Origin of the sequence: Portibacter lacus (genome assembly GCF_021533215.1) — a bacterium.
Classification (GTDB): Bacteria; Bacteroidota; Bacteroidia; order Chitinophagales; family Saprospiraceae; genus Portibacter; species Portibacter lacus.
In genome coordinates, this window is sequence record NZ_JAJNKA010000001.1 from 584,076 (window position 1) to 604,884 (window position 20,809).

The 20,809-nt window shown below is 36.5% G+C and carries 15 protein-coding genes; 1 reads left to right on the forward strand and 14 read right to left on the reverse strand.

Going from position 1 to position 20,809, the window contains the following annotated elements:
* Positions 1–121: 121 nt before the first annotated feature.
* The 5 genes from L2586_RS02100 to L2586_RS02120 form a co-directional block, all read right to left on the reverse strand.
* Entirely contained in the window at positions 122–643 is a 522-nt protein-coding gene (locus tag L2586_RS02100; RefSeq protein ID WP_235291109.1) for a DUF4255 domain-containing protein, read from the reverse strand.
* 2 nt (positions 644–645) lie between these two features.
* Positions 646–927: a hypothetical protein gene (locus tag L2586_RS02105; RefSeq protein WP_235291110.1), complete on the reverse strand. Its 282-nt coding sequence runs from the start codon at positions 925–927 to the stop codon at positions 646–648.
* A gap of 6 nt (positions 928–933) precedes the next feature.
* Positions 934–2,481: a glycoside hydrolase family 18 protein gene (locus L2586_RS02110; protein WP_235291111.1), complete on the reverse strand. Its 1,548-nt coding sequence runs from the start codon at positions 2,479–2,481 to the stop codon at positions 934–936.
* A gap of 34 nt (positions 2,482–2,515) precedes the next feature.
* Positions 2,516–4,090, reverse strand: a complete 1,575-nt coding sequence (locus L2586_RS02115; RefSeq protein ID WP_235291112.1) for a hypothetical protein — start codon at positions 4,088–4,090, stop codon at positions 2,516–2,518.
* Between the two features lie 256 nt (positions 4,091–4,346).
* Positions 4,347–5,789 carry a M23 family metallopeptidase gene (locus L2586_RS02120; protein WP_235291113.1) on the reverse strand — a complete coding sequence of 481 codons (1,443 nt, stop codon included), beginning with the start codon at positions 5,787–5,789 and terminating at the stop codon, positions 4,347–4,349.
* 252 nt (positions 5,790–6,041) lie between these two features.
* Here L2586_RS02120 and L2586_RS02125 point away from each other — a divergent pair, with 252 nt between their 5' ends.
* Positions 6,042–6,437, forward strand: a complete 396-nt coding sequence (locus L2586_RS02125) for a 5-fold beta-flower protein (RefSeq protein WP_235291114.1) — start codon at positions 6,042–6,044, stop codon at positions 6,435–6,437.
* Positions 6,438–6,440: 3 nt separating this feature from the next.
* On the opposite strand, the gene L2586_RS02130 is transcribed toward L2586_RS02125, so the two are convergent.
* The 9 genes from L2586_RS02130 to L2586_RS02170 form a co-directional block, all read right to left on the reverse strand.
* Positions 6,441–6,887, reverse strand: a complete 447-nt coding sequence (locus L2586_RS02130) for a hypothetical protein (RefSeq protein ID WP_235291115.1) — start codon at positions 6,885–6,887, stop codon at positions 6,441–6,443.
* Positions 6,888–6,949: 62 nt separating this feature from the next.
* The gene (locus L2586_RS02135; protein WP_235291116.1) at positions 6,950–9,088 is read right to left on the reverse strand and encodes an eCIS core domain-containing protein; all 2,139 of its coding nucleotides are present in this window, start codon (positions 9,086–9,088) and stop codon (positions 6,950–6,952) included.
* 21 nt (positions 9,089–9,109) lie between these two features.
* Positions 9,110–9,472 carry a hypothetical protein gene (locus L2586_RS02140; protein ID WP_235291117.1) on the reverse strand — a complete coding sequence of 121 codons (363 nt, stop codon included), beginning with the start codon at positions 9,470–9,472 and terminating at the stop codon, positions 9,110–9,112.
* Positions 9,473–9,625: 153 nt separating this feature from the next.
* Positions 9,626–11,596 (reverse strand): T9SS type A sorting domain-containing protein, encoded by a 1,971-nt coding sequence (locus L2586_RS02145; protein WP_235291118.1) that lies wholly within the window; start codon positions 11,594–11,596, stop codon positions 9,626–9,628.
* Positions 11,593–12,489 (reverse strand): GNAT family N-acetyltransferase, encoded by an 897-nt coding sequence (locus L2586_RS02150; protein WP_235291119.1) that lies wholly within the window; start codon positions 12,487–12,489, stop codon positions 11,593–11,595. The genes L2586_RS02145 and L2586_RS02150 overlap by 4 nt, the downstream gene beginning before the upstream one ends.
* Before the next feature lie 5 nt (positions 12,490–12,494).
* Positions 12,495–13,550, reverse strand: coding sequence for a TIGR03032 family protein (locus L2586_RS02155; protein ID WP_235291120.1), 1,056 nt, complete (start codon positions 13,548–13,550; stop codon positions 12,495–12,497).
* Positions 13,551–13,668: 118 nt separating this feature from the next.
* Complete coding sequence (locus L2586_RS02160; RefSeq protein ID WP_235291121.1) at positions 13,669–14,688, reverse strand: WG repeat-containing protein; 1,020 nt, start codon at positions 14,686–14,688, stop codon at positions 13,669–13,671.
* Entirely contained in the window at positions 14,660–15,487 is an 828-nt protein-coding gene (locus L2586_RS02165; RefSeq protein WP_235291122.1) for a hypothetical protein, read from the reverse strand. Before L2586_RS02165 ends, L2586_RS02160 begins: the two co-directional genes overlap by 29 nt.
* Before the next feature lie 10 nt (positions 15,488–15,497).
* Positions 15,498–20,750: an eCIS core domain-containing protein gene (locus tag L2586_RS02170; protein WP_235291123.1), complete on the reverse strand. Its 5,253-nt coding sequence runs from the start codon at positions 20,748–20,750 to the stop codon at positions 15,498–15,500.
* Positions 20,751–20,809 lie beyond the last annotated feature (59 nt).

Sequence of the window (20,809 nt, forward strand, 5' to 3'; positions counted from 1 at the left end):
AGTTTTATTCGTAGGAATAAATTCAAAATCTCGACCTGTACCATCATGGTAAAAATTGTTCAGGCACTTTATCGTTAATAATTTATCCCATTTGAAGCCGAGATTAACCCTTTGATACATATTAATAGTCATCTATAATTGAGCCAGATACTGGTGGTATTTCGTCGTTAATTCTATCATCATCCATGCTGATCGTTCTGAATCTAAATAATACAGAAGGCATATATTTTGCACCTAATCCGGCCCAAATATTACTCATTTCTCTAAAATCTACATTATGCAACTCTGCTAAGACAGTGTCCGATTCAATAACAAAACTTGGATTTGCTTGAAAAAACCCAATTGTTCCTGATAAAAACTTAAGTGATTCAAAATAATTAGTAAAGTAGGCAGAAAATAATACATATAAATTTACATGTATTGGCATATCGCCCATACCAGGTCCTCCACTTCCGTATGGATTTGAACCGTCACGTTCCACATTGATGAGGGAGACAATCATTTTGTTCTCTTCCCTGACAGCAATAGAGCCATCCTGCGACAATATATTTGATAAGATCACAGGATCTTCGCTAGTGTCAAATTTCGCATCCAGATAATCGTTTAATTCATCTGCGATTATTGGTATAACTTCATGGATCATCTTTACTGATTTTTAGATTCGTCGTGAAAAATATCTGGAATTATATATGGAATCTGTGTCATTATTCTCAAAATGAAATAAGCAATAATTCTCATTAAATATATCCCAGCTACTCCTAATAAAACTCCGTATAAAATGAGTTTTAACTCATCTCTGATAAGATATTGTGCTTCGGAGGTAATGAAGAAAATGGACAAAACCATTCCTGCAGGTAATATCTTAAATAATAGAAGTTTAAATTCTGGTATGATGTGCGGCACTATGTTTCTAAACATCTTCTTCATACTACACTATTTTACGATGTTAACATATTTTTTCGACCTCATCATGGCTTTTTTAACCATTATATATACAAAGAATCCTGCCATAATTATAAGTCCTACTATAACTAAAATATATCGCGGCATGAATCCTAAACAAATCATGAAAATGACTAGGGAAAGAATAAAAAATATTCTAAACCTGTTCCAATACTTAGTAAATTTTGCCAAAGCATTTCGAACTTCCCAGTACCTTATTACAGAATAAACAAATCCAATCGGTAAGAATGCTGCTAAGTAATATGCAATAACCCAACCAATCTTCTCTCTCTTCTCTCCAAAATTATCAGCTATCGCGGCCCAGTTTTCTCCTCTTCTACTATCTGGATTCGCATAATAGCCTAATGCATTAACCGCAAAACCATTCATTCCTAAACTGTCCACTAAATATATGTACTTAGATACTAAGGATAGTGAATCTTCGATAAGATAAGCTGTTCTTGTATCATTGTCAACATAATAAGCCATTGTATTATTATTCTTATAACTTATTGTACCTGATCTACCTTTGATATCCTTGTTAAAGTCATCTAATGTTATATATGGACTCCCTTCTTTCAAGAGAAAATTTCCATCTTGATCTTGTTTAAAAATGACTCCATACCATGGAAGCTCTACAATAAATTTCTCAGGAATAATCTTTTCGAATCCAGGTACCATATAATTCGCTATCGTACCATCTATAGAATAAGAGGATTCAGGATCAAAAATGACCAAAGGAGAATAAGTCCTTGAATATTTTTCAAACCCATAACCTTGTACGATGAAACGATCTACAAATGGTTCTATCTGATTGATGATATCAAATGGGATCAATGCATCCTTTCTTACTTTCGCTGGAATTTTCAAATAAATTAAATGATCATCACCCAGTTCTGTTCTTAAGAAAGAAATGAAATCTACAAAGTCTTCATTATAAAAACTATTTTCTAACTGTAGATCTAATACAATACCAGATCTCCTCTCAGGAATACCATAATCGTTTTCTAATTCTAGAAAATAACTCTGAATACTATCTTTTAATGTTTTTCTTACTTCTCCTTCTTTAAGCAAAAGACCAGCATATTCACGCTGTTTCGCTTGCCGACCATAATCACCATAATAGGTCATGTGCATGAGAACATTAATCGTCGGATTATGGAAATCTGCTTTCTGAATTATATTAAATTCTTGTTTAGCCGTTTTATCTCTTCGTAGCTTATCAAACTGAGACCGATAACTGCTTCTACTTCGTGTATCTCCTGTAGTAGGATTAATATCATATTCACCTACAACTAATGTTGTAAGTAAATTGAAGTAATGATCATCAAAAGCGCCACTTTCTATCATCCAAGAAGGTTCGAATCCGATCACTTCGAATTCATTTCGAACCGCCATATCGATCAGATCTGGATCTTTCCCCATATTAACAAGGCGCTTACCATATTTCTTAACCCTATTCTTTTTTAAGAACCTTTTCGAGACTCTGTCCATAACCGTCTGAGACTGGATAGATTCCATAGGGATTGCTGCTAACATAAGTAGCAATATAAAACTGATGATATGGGTTTTCTTAATATTCAATTTCTTCGTAATCGATGGCTATAAATTTAAAAAATACGGATACCGGCGTCGCCTTATTATTATTACATGCACAGAAATACATTTCTTCATCGTTGGCTGCTTTCCCGCTGATTCCGTTATCTGCCGTTATGTATGTGGCATTTCTTGCTGGCTTATTCAATTTGTTATATCGATCACCCGCCATGAATTTCCTCATGTTCTCAAAATCTACAATGGCATATTCTGCATCTTCATTAAGGAACTGTCCATATCTGGTTTCATCTGGATAACTTGGATTTTTTCTACCAAGTTCTGGATTTCCAAATTTACCGTAGATATGTTCTGCCGCTACATCTGCAAATGATTTTTTATAAATGTTTGTTATTTCAGAATTGTGCTCTTCGTAAGCTTGTTCAGCATTCTCACCTACACCTACCCAATAAAACCAAATATTAAAACTTGTAGGCTGCAATGGAATAGCCTGACATTTCCTATTTTCATTATTAGAAGAAAAATTCATTTCTGGTTCTAACCTCATTTGTAGATCACTAGGAATAGAAGTGACAATTGTTTTTATATTTTTCTTATTAAGAGATTCCTGCATATCCTTCATGGTCTGTAGCAAGGATTTGTTGAATTCTTCGCTACCTTTATTGGTTTCAGATAGAAGTTTTTCAAGATCGAAACCAAGTCCATTGCCTTCCTCTTCTTCTAAATTGCTAGAAGAAGAATTAAAAAGATCATCGCTTTTTGTGTTAGATCCATCGGAAGAATTTTTATTACTACTAGCTAATTTTGAAAAATCTACTGCTCGTTCTCTATAAATACTCAAATCCCGGAAAAGCACATCATCCTTCGATAATAATTCTCGAAGATTTAATAGCGAAGTGCCTTCTTCATCTTCATCCAAGTAAAAATTTAGCGTATAAGTACCATCAGACATGATATCTATAACGGTAGAACCTTTAACCGATAAAATTTTAGGCTGCTGAGTAATGTTCAATTTTAAAAATGCGGATTTCTTATCCGTAGAACTAACAGTAATCTTATCTCCTTTATTTAGATAATATACCACTTTTAAAGCATTACTTTCTCCTTCTTCGATTACTGCATTCGTAGCATGAAGCACTTCCTTACTTTCTCCTTCTTTTAATCCTTCATACCCATCTAAATCTATCGATACACCTATCTCCATGCTTCTTTCCCTAAATATTCCACTTCCTTTTCCGTTATATATGAAATCTACTCGATAATTTCCGTCGTATTTAGCTAAGAAATCCCTACCTGACCGGTTGAAAACTTCCATAGTTTCCTCTTCTTGTTGATTAAGGTCAATGATTCGAACTTCTAGCTGATTAATATCTGCGTTACCAGATTTCTTATTAAAGTCGATAGTTACAATATCATTTCGTTCTAGTGTAAGAACAAATGAAGCGGGATAATCTTTAGAAACTTTAATAGATGAAATGTTAATCAAATTTCCTGCAGAACTGAGTGTTGAGCATACACATACAAGGCCGATAACCAGCATTGAATAGGGGAAATACCTACGAATTAGATCCGTAAAGATTGATTTTGTTTTCAAAATTGTTTTTTGGTTATAAATAAAGTAACAAATTACTTTGGTTCTAAAGTAAGGAAATATAGTATATGGATACTCAATTTCCACCTTAAATTTTGATTTTTTTTTAGATCAAAGGATGTTTGCTAACTCATTTATTAGGAAAAATAGTCCTATTAAAAATAAATTAAAACGAATTTATAAATAAATTAAGTCACTGTCAACCCCTCCCACTTTAAAAGAGGAAATATAATTAGAAAGGCCTTGATTTCTGAAAGCATTAAAAATAATTAATCGCTTTTATTTTCTCCTTGATTGGATTAATAAAAGTATAATAGTCTTGAATCTCCCTGGACGAAATTCGACCACCAGAACCTGCATTTTCTCTTTTCGGATCTTCTTGCTTTTTATTTTTCCAAAACCGATAACAAACGTGCGGCCCCGTCGAGAGTCCAGTAGTTCCAACATAGCCAATAATCTGGCCTTGCTTTACTCTAGCTCCTGGTCTGATATTAGGAGCAAAACCCTTCATGTGCAGGTATTGTGTCTCATAGGTTTTGTCATGTTTTAGCTTGACGTAGTTTCCATTATTAGACTTGAAAGTTGCAATCGTTACGACTCCATCAGCTACAGCTTGAATCGGAGTACCTTCAGGTGCAGCAAAATCAGTTCCTAGGTGTTCTTTCGTGTGGCCTGTAACTGGGTGAGTTCTCAATCCGAATCCAGAAGTTATAACACCTCCATATTTAATAGGAGTAGCTAGGAAACTCCGCTTCATGGATTGTCCTAGTTCGGAATAAAATTGTCGATCACCTTTCTCATAATTAAAGGCATAATAGTCTTCACCATCTTTTTCGAAGTATAAGGCCTTTATTTTGTCAATTTTATAAGATCTTCCATTTACAAATTCTTCATCAAACAGTATTTTAAATCGATCTCCATCTGAGACATCAAATAAATCGACAGTCCAAGCAAGCACATCTTCTATTGGATTAATCAATTTTAGATTAAGGTTATTATCGATAAATGTCTGACCTAAATTTCCTTCTACTATGGCGGCGATATAGTTTTCTCTAATTTCGACCTGTTTGTCTGCTTTCTCTATAGTCAAGTTTTCGCTCGCATCTATTTTATAGAAAGTGTAAGGCTCCGATTTCGGCTCTATGATAAGCATGAGCACTTCGGTTGGATTGTCTTTTTCGTGTGCGATGGTATATTTATCACCAGCTTTTAATCTTCTGATGGTATATTTATTACCCTCTTGTTCTAGTACTTTTACATCAGAGTTAGGAATACCTATCCTGTTCATTAATTCCTTAAGGGTTGTATTACTAGATAGGATATCCTCTATTTTATCAGATCCTTCCGGTAACAAATCTTTGATTAATGTACCTTTCTTAACAACTTCTTTATTCTCCTCGGTTACACTTATTTCTGATGGTTCAGGATCATTATTCTCGAACAGGGGTAGAATAAAGAAGTAGGCAGCAGCAGCTAAGACTAACATACCAAGAATGCCACCTATAATTTTCCCCCATGGAATAGGCTTAGCAAATTCATCATAATTAGTGATGGGGTCGTTTTGACGAGCTGGTTCACTTTTCACCTCCTGGCGTTCTTCGATCTGAGGTGGCTGTTCGATTTTTTCCTCTATGACTTCTTTTACAGGTTCGGGGGCTTTGTCAGATTTTTTCTTAATTGTGATTTTTGGACGGTCACTCATATTTCTAAACTATTAAAACTCTAATTTAACTTTTATACTATTGAACATCTAAAATTTTAGCCTTTTTTAAAGTTTTATGCGTGACGGTATCTTTTGGTATAAGTGCTAATGATTGAAAAACTAGGATATTATAATTTTTTTAGGTCAATTTAATCATCTAGTAAAATTGACAGTATTTGTCTTTCCAGAATTAAAGGGTTAAAGAGTGTTAACAAAATTGACAATTAAAATAGAAAAGCTCATTTTAGTAAGATGAGAAAATTAATTGTTTGTTGTTTTTTACTTGGAATTGGATTCATGTCATATGGTCAGTCGATCTATCTTAATGGGAGCAATGTTGGCAAAATAGAATCAGACGGTGATGTTTATATCAAAGGTTCGCGGGTGGGAGAAATAGAATCAGACGGTGATGTGTATCTTAAAGGATCTAGGATAGGAAAAATCGAGTCCGATGGAGATGTCTATTATAAGGGGAGTAGGATAGGAAAAATCGAGTCCGATGGAGATGTCTATTATAAAGGGAGTAGGATAGGGGAAGTAGAGTCAGATGGAGACATTTATAAAAATGGTTCTCGCATCGGAAAGGCTAAGGGAATTAAGCGAGAATGGGCGGCAGCCGTTTTTTTCTTTTATGATTTTGGCTTGTAAGAGTTATTCTTCTTCTCCTGCTACGATTAAATTTGAATTTATAGCATCATCTATTTCTTTAACAAAAGAAGGTAGATCTTCATACATTCCACCTAAAGTTTTTAGTGTAAGGTTCTTGGGTTCATAAAAATACCAATTTATAGTCGGAGTATATCCTATAGAACTTGTATTTGGTTTTTTAATTTGTTTTCCATCAATGTTGTTTATAATATTTTTAATTTGTGCTATTCCATTTTTATTAATTTTTGCCAATATAGACCAAGTTACTTCTTCATCGTCAAAATTTTCTAGACCAGGATCTATGATGCTATAATGAGTTCCATCTTCGAATGTTTTACTAGCTCTGATTTCACCTCTTTTTCCAAAATCGACCCTTTCGAAAATGGGTTCAGTAGTTTTATGTTTATCTGATAATCCTGTTTCTAAATCTAGTATTGGATGTTTTTTCATATTTCCTTGATTGCTAGCTTGAACTCCACAAGCTATTAAAAATAATAAAATAATAAAGCTTGTTATGTTTTTACGTGCCATTTTTTGCTTCCAAGTTCAGATTGTGTAAGTTGATTTAATGCCCATGCGAAAGTTGCATAATGTTGTGGACGAACTGTATTTCCTGTAGATATAATATTATCACTATTTTCGATTTGAGCGCCGGCTGGAAGCCCAGCTTCCTTGACAGTTTTGTCATGCCAGGCATTTAGTCCTGGCGGTCTAGTTGTGCCTTCAGAATATTCATCAGATAGTCCAAAAACATGACCAAATTCATGAGCAATTGTATTCTGTCTTTCTCCACTACCTATTTGAATTTCAACTCTACGTTCATTATCTTGAGTTGCAGCATCATTACCAAGTGTTTCAGCTTCAAGATCGGATTTATTTTCTGTTGTAATCCTTGCGGCAGGAATACCTTGTGATAATAAATAATCGTTAATTGATTTTATTCTTTTAGCAGTCAGACTTGTGTTAAATTCTGTAGAGCCACTAGCCGATGCATAGCCTATAAGTTTTATAGCATTATTTTCAGAGAGTGTATCTCCATTTCTGACTCGTCTAACAAAGCTTCGGATTGATGTTTTTTGTGAAGCACTTAATGTTGATTTTCCATTATCAAACATTACCGATTTCTTTAAAAAATGGTTGCCTCCTCTTTCACCATCATTAGCAGTAGCATGAACATCGTTACTCGAAAGTGCCATTTCATTATTGAAAGCATTTTCATCAGTTCCACCACCTTCACTTCCCATATTCGTACCTGCATATGCTCTCAAATCTCCTTGTCTAGCGTTAATGTCAGCTTGCCCTGCAGCACTTAGTAATGCATTTATTTCTGCTACTTGATCATCTGTTGGGGCTCTAAATATCCTAACCTGTAAATGATCTTTAGCAGGATCTATGGTACCTTCTTCTGTAACTTGAAGATTGAAAAATGGATATGCCTTTACATCTGACCATGCTGGATCTCCCACTTCGAAATGATGACCTGCACCTTGCCAAATTTGAATAGTTTCATTTAATCTTTGATGATACATAGCAAGATAAGTAGCCTTGTCTGCATCATTCCACTGATAGTATGGTAGAATTTTTGCTCTTAGCGCAGCTGGAAGTCCATTTAAATAGGTGGCAAGCCCAGATAAATTGGTATGAGTTGCACTTATTGTTCCAGAATTATCATTTACACCATTTAAAAAATTAATTTTGCCTTTAACTTTTATTTGCATTAAACTAAGCCATGCATAATATGTGGCTTCAAATCCACCAATACCAGTCCCTGAGCCAACACTAGTTGCATGAGCAAGATCTTGTGGCCCATAAGTTTTAGATTTAAATCGTTGTTTTTCTTTGGCTAATGCAGCTGCATCTTCTTTAGCATCTAATTCTGCTTCATTTTCTCTAGTATTTGTGGCATCACCGATTGCATCTTTCACGCCATTAACAACTTCGCCAATTGCCCCTATAGGATCATCAAGGAAACTTCCTTGAAGAGTATCATTTGTATTTGTTAAATTACCTCTTCCCATATTTGTGGAGACTCCTGATGCAGCTTTTTTACCCATATGATCAGCTTCATTCTCCAGGCTTTGATCTGCATTTACGTTTTGGCCTTTCATCTGAGTCGTTGGCTGAACTCTGCCTTGTCGTTGCTGAACCACATGTGTCAGTTCATGTCCCAGTAACTCCTGGCCTGATTGTGATTCTGGATTATATTTTCCCGGAGCAAAGTGAACATCATTTCCTTGGGCATATGCTTGTGCGCCCATTCCTTGCGCTTTAGAAGAATTACTATGTATGTTAACATTGGAAAAATCGGCTCCGAATGCACCTTCCATTTTGGATTGTACTTCTTCAGGAAGTGAAGTTTTAGTAGAAGAAGGAGCTTTTTCAGATTCATTTTTTTGCGAGCCTTTTTTCATTTGCAGTTCCTCTTCCTCCTCTTCGCCTCCTTTCATCTGAAGAGATTCCTCTTCTTCCTCACCTTTCATTTGAAATGGTGCTTTTTTTAATTGGAGTTGTTCTTCCTCTTCCTCTGCTGGTTTTAATTGAGCAGTAGGGCTAAATTGGGGAGCGGAAACAGCTAGATCTGATTCTATATGGTCAGCTGCATTCATATGCTGCTGGACTAAGTCTAGGGCATTTAGTTTATCATCTTTCATGATAAATGGTTTGGTTTTTTATTAAAGCTTAAAAGACTGCTTTTGGGTATCTCTGTCAACTTGGGGTTGAACTTCTTTTTTCTGAATTATGGGAATCTTAAAAGGTTCGGCGATTCCTTTGCCTTGTACGGTGTCTGATCCAAACGTTCGAGATGATTCGTTCGATGGATTATCTGGAGGACCATCTAAAGAAAACTGAAAAGCACTTTCACCTTCGCTACTTTTTTCAACATCTTTATCTTCCTTAGTTTCCTCAGCTTTTAACTGGAGTGATGGAGGAGCAATGGACTCTGTTGCCATTTCATAGTTTTGTGTTTCAACTTCTTGCGAAGCAGATTCAACATCTTTTTTTTGAATGGTGACATGGTCTTTTTGATCTCCCATTATTTGAAATACATATGGAGGTTAATAATCAACGTAATATACAGGGAAATAAATTAATAGTCAATGATGAAATAAAGGAGTCCCTTTATTTGCAGTTTTGATCATAGGTTTTAATAAAAAAGCATCCAGTGTTAACTGAATGCTTTTCATATTTTAGTCTATTTTAATAAATTTCTTTGTCGTTAGAAATTGATCACCAGTTAATATGATAGAATAATAACCTGAGGGTAAATTTTTCGTATCAATTGTGAAATTATTATTTTGTTCTCTAGTTGATAGAACACGCTGTCCATTCTGAGTAAATACCTGAACATCAATAAAATTTACATTCCATGGTATTTCTATATTAAGATAGGACTGGGCGGGATTAGGAAATATCTGAACACCATCTTCTAAAACTAGTTTCGTAACCGTAGATGAAAGTGTCTGATTCTGGAAAAAGTATACTTCACCATTAGAGTTGCCCACTAATAAGTCGACATCACCATCTTGATCAATATCGCCTAGTTCGGGATTAATATCCAAAAAGTTAAGATCACCAAAATCAAAAGGATTTGTTCCTTCAACTCCTTCTTCTAGTTTACCATTCACATTATACATAATAGCAACTTCGCCATCTCTATTTCCAACGATTAAATCTCTATCACCATCATCATCAATATCACCAAAGCTAGGACTTGAATAACTGCCGAAATCCATATCTGATAAATTCTCTAATGTACTTTTCTGGTAAACATTATCTATATTTTCGTAGTAAAAGACTTCTCCATATTTATTTCCTACAAACAAATCTAGATCTCCGTCTCCGTCAAAATCTTCAAGACATGGTATTAATGCAGATCCTCTTTCTATGTTTGCAAATGGGCTATCAATACTATCAATAGCAGTAAATTGTCCATCTATATTTTCATAGTAGAAAGGTGGGTCAGAGTAATCACCGATGATGCAATCTAAATCTCCATCTCCGTCTATATCTCCAAAACTTGGAGAAGAAGATGAAATGGAAAAATCAATATTCTGGAATGGATTCATCGCATTATTGAGACTGAATCTACCATTTATGTTTTCATGAAACTGTACATTCCCACTACTTGTACCTATAAATAAATCTTGATCACCGTCACCATCTATATCAACAAATTCAAGATTCGATCCAGATTCACCTTGAGTTGAAATATCTTGGATATTATAAGAGATGTGTCTATAAAGGCTATCTTCATTCTGATGAAAGGAAATATTACCACCTGAATCTCCCAGAACAATGTCTAAATCTCCATCTCCATCTATATCTCCAAAACTTGGTCTGATGTATTCAGAGAATTCAAAATTGGCTATAGCAGCGTTGGTAGTTATTTCTGCAAATTCACCTGCAGTATTTTCATACAGGGTTAATTCTCCATATTTATTTCCCACAATAAAGTCTAAATCCCCATCTCCATCAATATCGTTGAGCGTACCATAACCATTATCGTCAGAACCTATTAAATCGCCAGCTACAAATTTGCCATCTACGAGCGTGTACATTATATGGGCTCCTCCATTTGTGATGATTATTTCAGTATTGCCATCACCATTTAAGTCTCCAGCAGCGACCTTTTGCGCTCCTTCTCCCCAAACTATTTCACTAAAGGGATCATCGTCGCCACTTTGAATTTCAAAATTACCTTCATTATTTTTGTAATATTTTACTCCGCCACTATCAAATCCCAAAAAAGCATCAAAATCACCATCTGCGTCAAAATCGGAAAAACTAGGAGACACTTCCACTAAAGTAGTGTCTAGTATATTTTGAATTCCGAGATCATTTTCAAACGGCGCTTCTTTTTTAACCCATTGACCATCGACATTTTCATATAATAGTAAAGCGTTGTCTCTAGCTGTAGGAGCGCCACCACTTGATTCTGCACCGACCACTAAATCATCATCACCATCTAGGTCGATATCTACAAAAGTTGGACTGGAAGTAAAATTTCCACGCACACCAGTAAGAGGATTTGCTGATCTTAATTCGAATACCTGACCAGATGCCGATAGAGCGAGCATCCCGGCTAAGCCAGCTGTTAAGTTTGTTCTGAGCCTTCGTGTCCTCAGTCGCTCTTTGAATTTTACTTTTTTTTGCATCATAGTTTCAATATTATTTGTGAATAAAGAGTTTGTATTAATTTGACTTCTGTTTTTTCAGCATGGCGAAGTAGAAAACTACTCATCAAATTGTTTGATTTTTTAGCTACGATGATGAACTTCTTGAGATTTGTCAACTCATGTTGCCTAAAAATCGTTTCTCGCATTAATTTATGAGCAAGTCTAAATGATCGATGTTTTTCATTGATGTAATAAGCGGTGAATTCATTTGTTTCACTTGATAAGATATGCGAAATCACCCAGCCAATGATTTCTCCTTCGAATTTCAAGATTAGACTCGTTTTTTCATTTATCGACTTTTCAGCGATAAATGGATTCTGATCGCTTGGGATATTTTCTATGCTTACTTTCTCTTTAAGTTGGAACAAATCGTCTTCACTAAGGTCTGACCAAGGAACGGTCGTGAAGCCATCTGGGTATGGAGATTCATCTGTTTTAAATAATTGAAGAACATTTGCCGCGAGTCCATCTACGATTACAAATTCTACGGTAGGTGTTGACCAATTTGCTTTTTGTAAAAGGTGCGAAATTTGAGGCGAATATTTCCAGTGTGATCGATAATTGGTTTTTATTTCTTTTATTCCGTTTTCCTTAGAAAGATCTGTTAGTGCGGCTAATAAGTTTTGAGCAACCCCTTTTCCTCTGTAATCGGGTGAAACGACCAAGCTTGTCAATTTTCCTATTGTTCGATGTTCATTAGCCATTAAAATTGCAAGACCTATCATTTTGTTGTCGATAGTCGCAAAGGCAATGTCTAATTTAGCAGGAAGAGATTTAGCACCTTTTTTTTGAACGGAAGGAATTATAAATGGGCTAAACTTCTCTAGTAATTCAGAAGTATTAACCTTAGCTTTTTTATGTATTACAATTTTCATTCTTGTTACTTACTCCAAAATGTGCTGTTTGGTATCGAAATTCCCTTAAAAGCGATATCTGACTCTGGATTGATTATGTTAGGTCTTGTGAGATTTGGTATGATCTGAACGTCATAAATTTCCTCTAAACTGTTTAGGTAATTTATTTCACCCACTACAGCTTGACTAGGCAGATGAATGATCGTAATTCCTGGCTTAATATCATGCTTAGCTATTTCTAATTTCCCAAAAATTGAACTTGTAGTTCGTATTTTAGATTTTCCAACAAAAAGAAAATCTTTATAAATGGCTAAACCTCTGACAAAAGCTGGCAATTTTTTAATCGTAATAAGTTTATTTGTTTTCTGATCAAATTCTTGCACTAAACCTTCTGCTGATTCTAATAGGAAATAGCGATTGGCATATTTTCTTGGAGAATGTGGCATTCTTAAGTTAGAAAGCAAAGTTTTTCCATTTTTCACATCGTATAGCATGCCACCATTTGGGATATTTTTTCGCCATGATTGAAAACTGTCTCCGTTTCCTAGCGCTGTTACCATATCAAGTTCGTCGTTTTCATCTACGATTAAACCATTCAGATGGCATCGATCCTCAGAGGCTAATGCTGTGATCTGTTCTGGTTTCCAGATGGGTTCCCAGCTATAAGTATCGCTCATCTTTGCGACACATGAAAAGGAAGTATTTACACAGAAAATATCCTTCTTCCCTATATGTATATCGTGTATATCAACTTTCCCTGTATAGTATGTTTTACGAGGCATGTACAGAGCATCATACTTGTTTTCTTGGATAGGATATTTGGCAGCAAGCTGGGATGAATTAGCAAATAAATGGACTTTGTCTCTAACTGCTAGTGCAAGCTTATCTTCATGAATACTTATTCCCATTGCCTTGTCAAAATTTCTAGGCAACTGAACTAGTTTATTTTGATCAGATGCGGAAATAAAAATAATTTTACCAGCTTGATAAGTAGAAATGGCGATTGTGCATTGTAATTCCTGTAATAACTCAGGAATGCTCGGCTTGAATACACAGCTAAAAGGAGTTAGGCTTTCCGACATTAAATTTTTCTAATTATTAATAAATTAAATATACAAAATTAACATGTTTCTTACATGAGCTGTTAGTATTTGGTATTTTACGGTTAGTAATTGGTATGGTAAGGCCACAACCTAAATGTCAATTAATTCGGAGAAATGGGTTATCTTCTAGAGGACTGACAAAATGATTAGCACGATCGAAAACAGGAGAAATCTTCCACTTTCCTTTTTCGTCGATATAGCCAAGTTTTCCTTTTTCTTGAGCGACCGCATATCCATTCTTGAAATCATATGCCGCGCTGAATTGTGGTTTTATGGTTAGCTTACCCTTCGTATTTATATAACCAACCTTACCATTTTTCATGACCGCAGCGAGCCCTTCAGAAAAAGTTCTTACATTATCGAATGATGGTTCAATTACCAGATCTCCATTAGCATTAATAAACCCCCATTTGTCATTAATGGTAACGCCAGCTAGTCCTTCCTTGAAATGAGTAACATTATCGAAATCTGCAGCAATTATCTTGTCTCCTTCATCATTGAGGAATCCGTATTTGCCATTTTCAAAATAACCAGCAAGCCGTTCAGAGAATGGCAAGATTTCGAGGTCAGTAGGTTCGATTAACCATTGTCCTGTTGGATTAACAAAACCATTTTGACTGTTTCTAATGATTTTTGCGATACCATCTTGGAAGTTATTGATGATGTCACCTGATTTCATTTGAAATTCCCATTCACCTTCTACATTGACATAACCGATGGCATTTAATTTCGATGCCGCCGCAAGTCCAGTATGAAAAGGAAATATTCCTTCGAATCCTTCTGCTATAGTTTCTCCTGTAGTATCAACTATTTTAGCTAATGTACCGTACTTTATAATAGCTCGTTCACAACTGAAGTAAGATGGTTCATCGAATCGCAATGGTAAGGTACTTCCATCAGTTGCTAGAAATCGAAAATTTCCACCGATCACACCAGGTGGTTCTTGAATTCTATTTCCACCTTCATTTATACAGGCGAGTCCATTAGAAAAATTATCGGTGTACTGGAACTGCCCTAATGGTGCACTTTTTCCAGAAGTATCAATAAATTCGCATATATTTTCTGTTCTAACAGCCGCAAGGAGTGGATTAGAATTCAACCATTGGGGTAGGTCCATTCTTGTTAAAGTCTTTAATTAATTCGAATAATTTTTCTTCATCTAATCCTTCTAGTGTTCCATTGACAATTTTAATGAAAACTACTTTAGCTAAGTATTGCATGACAGAGAGCAAATCATCAGCATCTTCTTGCTTCGTCGCCTCGAATCCAAAAGTGAGATCTTCTAAGTTTTTGTCTTCTAAGAAGCCTTTAGGCCAGAATCCTGCATAAACTGAATAGTTGTTTTCGTATTTTTCGTGAAGCGTTTCCATGATTCCGAATAAGGTTACCACAGTCTGATGGTACGGCTGATCCGGGACCTCGAAAAAATAGCAATTCATTCTAATAGTACTTCCATCTTTTCTGTCTTCTAGATATTCATCCCATTCTGGTACTAAGGTCCCATAAGTATGATCATACTTAGAATAGACAGATGCCTGAGCTTCGTGTTTTAACTCCTTATTTGGAAAGAGAGATTCGAAATAAACTCCGGCTTGGTAGGAGTATTTAATATTAGGATAACCATCATTGAGAATTTTTTTCTGTTCGTTGCTTTCCCTTTCATCATAATTTCCTTCGAATACAATGTCGTCATTGGCCTTAGGTGATGCCGTAAAAGTATATACGTTCAGCGATTTGTCAAAGTATTGGTCAATGACCTTAAATGGTTCGGCATATTTTAAAGCTAAAGATTCTTCTATTTGTTCTTCCATATTGTTTTTGCTATTAGTATCAACATTTTCCTTAGACGAAGTGCTAAAACATCCAATGTTCAAAAATAACGAAATATAGGTAAACGCAACCAACCAAATTTTCATTCTTCTATTTTTAGAAAGGGAGGCTATCTAAAATCCGTCTTGCTGACTCTTGTACTCCTCTTTTTACATTATTATATCCTTCACTTACATCATCAGCAATTCCTTGCGCGGTCCCTTTGACAGCTTCATAAGCATCCATTGCCCTAAAAACTAAATTAAAAACTCTTTGTAATTCAGGTCCTAGTGTAGACCTTATGGCCTCAGCTAATCTTCGTTCATCTTGATGTGGATGTCCGGTGAATTGACCCAATTTCGCATCAACTCCTGCTTGGCTGCCAGCTTCAGCACTTCCTCCAGCGAAAGCACCATCGCTTACTCCGTGTTGTGCTCTTATTTCTGCGTAGTTATTAGCAGAGAAAACTCTAGCTCCGTGAGCCGCTCCGACCGTTGACCCAACTGTACTTAAGAATTCTTTCAGATTACCAAACGATCCTTTTAATTCTTCATAATCACTTAAGTTTCTGCTTGGATGTCTGAAATCTATATCAAGTAATTCATCGGCATCCTCTTTAACGGTAGCTAAGTGACCATTTATGTCTTCTAACATTTGATACAGATTAAGGAAAGACCCAAAATCATGTTCATAAACATTACCTGGTAGATTAGCTTCTCCTGCTTTATCAACCACGTCACCCGTTACAATATGGTGCGTAGCTACAGGTCTTAATTCTTCTGGTATATTATTAAATTTATCTACAGATTCTTGATCAATTCCAGGAGACTGGAAGGTCACCACGCTTGAGACCATACTAGAAAAGTTAACAGCCGTATGTTGGGCCATGGCTCCTCCTAAACTGTGACCGGTTACATCTGCTTTGCCTCCAGCACGTGTCAGTAGTGCTTGTATCAATAATGCATTTAGTCTAAACTGTTCTGCACCTACAGCAGCTTGATCTAAGTCGGTTGCAATCGTTTCTAAATCTGCTCTTCCAGTGCCAGGTTGAGTTCCTCTAATTGCTAGAAGTGGCATTTTACCAGAACCTGGTTTTGGGAAAATTAATACCGCTCTGAAACCCATAGGTCCTTGGTGAAAACTCATTCCCGCTTCACTATCTGTCATATATCCATTCTGTGCCAATGCATCTAATGCAGCTTGAGGAACAGACGCTCTATTCGGTTTATATGCAATGTCATGTGCAGCTAATTCATACAACATATGTGTAGGAGCTAAATCCATTAAAGCGGCTTCAGCTTCAGGCATATGATCATATCCTTTTTCACTTTGAGCTTTTCCTTCCGCTAATGGATTCAAAGCATGTGAACCTCGACCTAAGAATCTAGCTGACCAAGGAACTTCTCGGCCTTGTTCATCATAGACATCATTCCACCATTCTATATTTGTTTGCCCAGAAAACGGGTTGTGTTCTGCTTCTCCTTCCTCACGATCTAGGTAATCATATCCTGGTCCTATATTATGAGCATTATATAAGTATCCTGCAGCATCGTGAACTGTTCCATGAATGGATACTGGGTTGCTAGGATCTAAGCTAGTGAGGAATGGATTACTATTTGCAGGTCCGACAAGTCCTCCAGTAGGACTAATTAAACTTCCAAATACGGCATCTATTCCAAAGACGTCTCCTAATATTTTACCGAATTTTAACTGACCATTTGATGCAGTAAATAACGGATGTTGGGCCAGATTTAAATTAGGCGCAGCTCTGGAATCTGAATGGTCGCCGTTAGGATCATGCTTTTTCATGTTCTCTTGGTAAGTCACTTCACCTCTTGCTCTTAGTCCGATCGCTTTAAGATACTGTGCTTCTGCTTGTTGATAAGTTAATCCTCTTTCGGAAGCAATAGCTGTGAGTGCCATTGTATAGACAAATCCTGATGTAGGATTGCCATATAAAGAAATCATCGCTAATCTTAGTGAAAGAGAATCTTCTCCTTGGAAAGTAGAGTCCACGAATTCTTCGCGGAGTGCATCTTGGTTAAATGTAAGGTCTTTGCCTTCACCTTGGACGGTACTTGTCGTCATGGTATCTTCTGGAGCGGAAACGATTTCTTTCGTTTGTTCACTAGAAGTAGGCGCAGATATTGATTCTTCTTTTTCTGCTTGATTATTTTCTTGTGTTAAATCGGAAGTAGAAAGATCTGAACTTTCTGATGATGCAGCAGGTAATGCTGCTGGCTGCTCTTGTTCTTGATCTGCTGGCGAAGATCCAGCGCTGTCTTCTGCGACTGAAAGACCTACATATGAAGCACCATTTAACAATAGATCTCTTATTTCTTCTGTTGTTAGTACTCCATCCCCTAATTCAGACATTAAATCTGATTCTCGGAAAACGCCTGCGGCAAATCTTCCATCTAATCTGACTTTTAACCCTTCAGAAGCTTGAGCTCCTGCAGCAATATTGATTCCTGCTTGAAGCCTTACTTTTAATTCAGTAACTCGAATTTTTGCTACAATATCAGAAATCAGAGTAATCATGTATTCTGGAATCTCCCCTGTTTTAAAGAACCTGATAAAGTCAATCAGCATATTCTGCCAATTACCATCTGTCAAGTGATTATTATAGAATTCGAAAAGGGTCCGCATAATGGATTGCAGATTCGCCTTCGAAATCTCAAATCCGTAAGTTAGGAATCCTGCAAAATTAGCTCCAGTGTGTTTGTAATCTTTTCCAAGAAGAGATTTCACAGCACCTTGCCTTCTCGAAGATCCCATGAATTTTTTACCAAAGGTAGATGCTAATCCGATTCTTTGTTTGTGTTTTAAAGATGTAATTCCAGCAATAAATGCATCAAAATCAAGCGGTGAGCCTTCAGACATTAATTCTGTTTCTGAAGCTGTTGCATCAAAAACGTCCATGTCTCCATTATTAAAGTAAGGAGCAGCTCCTTTATATTCTTTCGCAAAATCAAATTGTCCAGGACCATTTTTCGTAAATGCCCAGGTTGCCTTTAAACCGATCGTAGAATCTATCCCAAGACCATTAAGTGGTAGTGGAACTGGCAAACTTGCATTGATATTGGCTGCAATACTTCCTTCTCCGTAGAGATCCAGTTCTGCTTTCTGAGGTTCTATATTTCCTTGTTCGTCTTTTTTGTGATCTGATTGTCTGAGTTCTACACCTATGCCTGCTGAAAGTTTAATTGCAGCATTTGCGCCTATATTTAATTTCTTAAGCAAATTGACAGGACTATACCATGGCCCGTCTGGTCTTTCATTCGTATTTCCTCTTTCACCGCTTTCCCAACTATTTGTATTATTTCCCGAATTAGCATTGCCACTTGAGTCGGTTCCACCCATTCTTAGACCTGCATTAGCCTCGGCACTAGCACCACCATATACACCAAATTCCATTTTCGTTTTAGTGTTATATCTCATCGGATCAATATTAACACCTGGAACTTTGTCCACAAGTTTAGTCGCTAACCCAGAAACACCCGAAACATCACTACCTGTTGCTGCAAGCATAAAACTTATAAACGCAACATCTTCATAAATTGGAAAATCAAATTCTTGGATAACTTTCATTTGTAATCCAGCCTCCAGATTGGCACCAACTTCAGCTCCTGCTCCCCATTCTTGTCCACCTTGTCCTCCTGAGCCTCCTCTTTTTTGTCCAGATCCAACGAATGCTCCTGCACCGACACCTGTATCGAGTCCTCCTTTGACAATTCCTTGTCTAAAGAAATACATTAAATCTGTAGATTTATGTTGGATATAACTGACATAATCAAGGCCTACATGAACCGGAATACCAAATGTCGCTCCGATTCCGCCTTCCAGATTAATTCCATATCCAACTGGCCAAATATAGTCGATCACTCTTTTTATAACTTGTAAGAACAATTTGTATCCTTCTATGATAAGTCTTACAATTCTCTTGCCTAGAGCAATAAGGAGGCTTTTCATAAATTCAACAGTACACATTAATATTGCACGTACTATTTTACTTACAAAAGCTGCATGGTCTACTATCTTCCTAATAATTGCAGCAGCTGCTGAAACGGATATTTGCAGAAGAATAGATGCCATTCTTTGTGCATTCAATAGCAGAAAACAGAATGCTGCAAAGGCATGACTTGGAAGTTCCAATATGAAATTGATAATCATCTGAATATCAATAGATGCAATTGCACTTAGTACTTTTTCTGCGATCGTTTTGCTAACACGAGCTAATATTTCTACAATTTCCTGAACGTTGCTGATCACTCTAGCGAGTTGGCCGATAACGAAATCAACTAAGAAATATCCTGGTGAATTGACCAAAATATCAATTAACATTCCATAATCTATTCGAGCCATAATCTGAATGGCTTTCTTAGCAATGGATTCACTTAATGTTCCTATAAATTCAAGAACTGCTTGAGCGCCATTGAGTGCTCTTATGGCTTGCTCTAGTGCAAATTCTTTACCTGAATCCCAAGCATCGCCTACGGTTTCAGATGCCCAATCAATACCATCACCGACGGCATCTACAACTTGGCCACCAGTTGCATCCCATGCGTCTCCTGCTAAATCAGCAGCACCACTTGCAACATCTGTAACGTCATCCCAGCTTGGCCATCCAAACATTTGCGCTGGATCATCTTTCTTCTGAACTGATGGAGCGGTAAAGGCGGAATCAAGTTTGTTTTGAATAGGATTAGGATTCCCATTTTGTAGGGAGTCCGCATATGCAACGCCGAATGTATCGGCTTCATTTTCTAATTTATTATCATTGTTAACAGGCATTCCTTTCGCCTGAAAATTAGGTTTAACTCTTCCTTCTTTTTGTTGGACAACATGACCTAATTCGTGTCCTATCAGTTCTTGTCCTGATCTAGTATTTGGATTAAATTGACCTGGAGCGAAATGAATATCACTTCCTTGAGCGAATGCTTTAGCACCCATTTCAGTTGCTTGTGATGATTCAGTATGGACATTAACTGAGGAGGGAATAAAAGCTTCAGTAGGGGAGGTCGTAGTCGAATCAGCTGCACTATTATTTTCTTCTTTTCTCTGAATGGGAGCCCCTGCGCCACCACCTATACCGTTGTTAGAATCTCCTAGACCAGTGCTTCCAGAATCTTCATCTATTGGATTATCTCCGTCATTAGCAAATAGGAGTTGTAGATTAGCAGATTCTGCTACTTCTTTTTCTTCTGCTTCACCTTCTTGAACTGGTTTTTGCTGAGTGACTTGAGCATTAATATTAAATGCTGGAGGAGTTTTACTTTCGCTGTAATCATTGGAGAAAGATTGGTCCTCGTATTCTGCGGAAGCTTTTATAAAATCCTGTTCGTTTTTGTTTTCCGAATTCTTTTCCAATAGATTTATTTAAACAATTAAGTGTTGTTAGATATATGGGTAAGATAAAATAATTAATT

Excerpts from the sequence above, each read along its gene's own strand:
- L2586_RS02155 (WP_235291120.1), bottom strand. The coding sequence starts at position 13,550 with ATGTCGGAAAGCCTAACTCCTTTTAGCTGTGTATTCAAGCCGAGCATT.
- L2586_RS02125 (WP_235291114.1), top strand. The coding sequence starts at position 6,042 with ATGAGAAAATTAATTGTTTGTTGTTTTTTACTTGGAATTGGATTCATG.
- L2586_RS02105 (WP_235291110.1), bottom strand. The coding sequence starts at position 927 with ATGAAGAAGATGTTTAGAAACATAGTGCCGCACATCATACCAGAATTT.
- L2586_RS02110 (WP_235291111.1), bottom strand. The coding sequence starts at position 2,481 with ATGTTAGCAGCAATCCCTATGGAATCTATCCAGTCTCAGACGGTTATG.
- L2586_RS02130 (WP_235291115.1), bottom strand. The coding sequence starts at position 6,887 with ATGAAAAAACATCCAATACTAGATTTAGAAACAGGATTATCAGATAAA.
- L2586_RS02150 (WP_235291119.1), bottom strand. The coding sequence starts at position 12,489 with ATGAAAATTGTAATACATAAAAAAGCTAAGGTTAATACTTCTGAATTA.
- L2586_RS02145 (WP_235291118.1), bottom strand. The coding sequence starts at position 11,596 with ATGATGCAAAAAAAAGTAAAATTCAAAGAGCGACTGAGGACACGAAGG.
- L2586_RS02135 (WP_235291116.1), bottom strand. The coding sequence starts at position 9,088 with ATGAAAGATGATAAACTAAATGCCCTAGACTTAGTCCAGCAGCATATG.
- L2586_RS02120 (WP_235291113.1), bottom strand. The coding sequence starts at position 5,789 with ATGAGTGACCGTCCAAAAATCACAATTAAGAAAAAATCTGACAAAGCC.
- L2586_RS02100 (WP_235291109.1), bottom strand. The coding sequence starts at position 643 with ATGATCCATGAAGTTATACCAATAATCGCAGATGAATTAAACGATTAT.
- L2586_RS02160 (WP_235291121.1), bottom strand. The coding sequence starts at position 14,688 with ATGGACCTACCCCAATGGTTGAATTCTAATCCACTCCTTGCGGCTGTT.
- L2586_RS02165 (WP_235291122.1), bottom strand. The coding sequence starts at position 15,487 with ATGAAAATTTGGTTGGTTGCGTTTACCTATATTTCGTTATTTTTGAAC.
- L2586_RS02140 (WP_235291117.1), bottom strand. The coding sequence starts at position 9,472 with ATGGGAGATCAAAAAGACCATGTCACCATTCAAAAAAAAGATGTTGAA.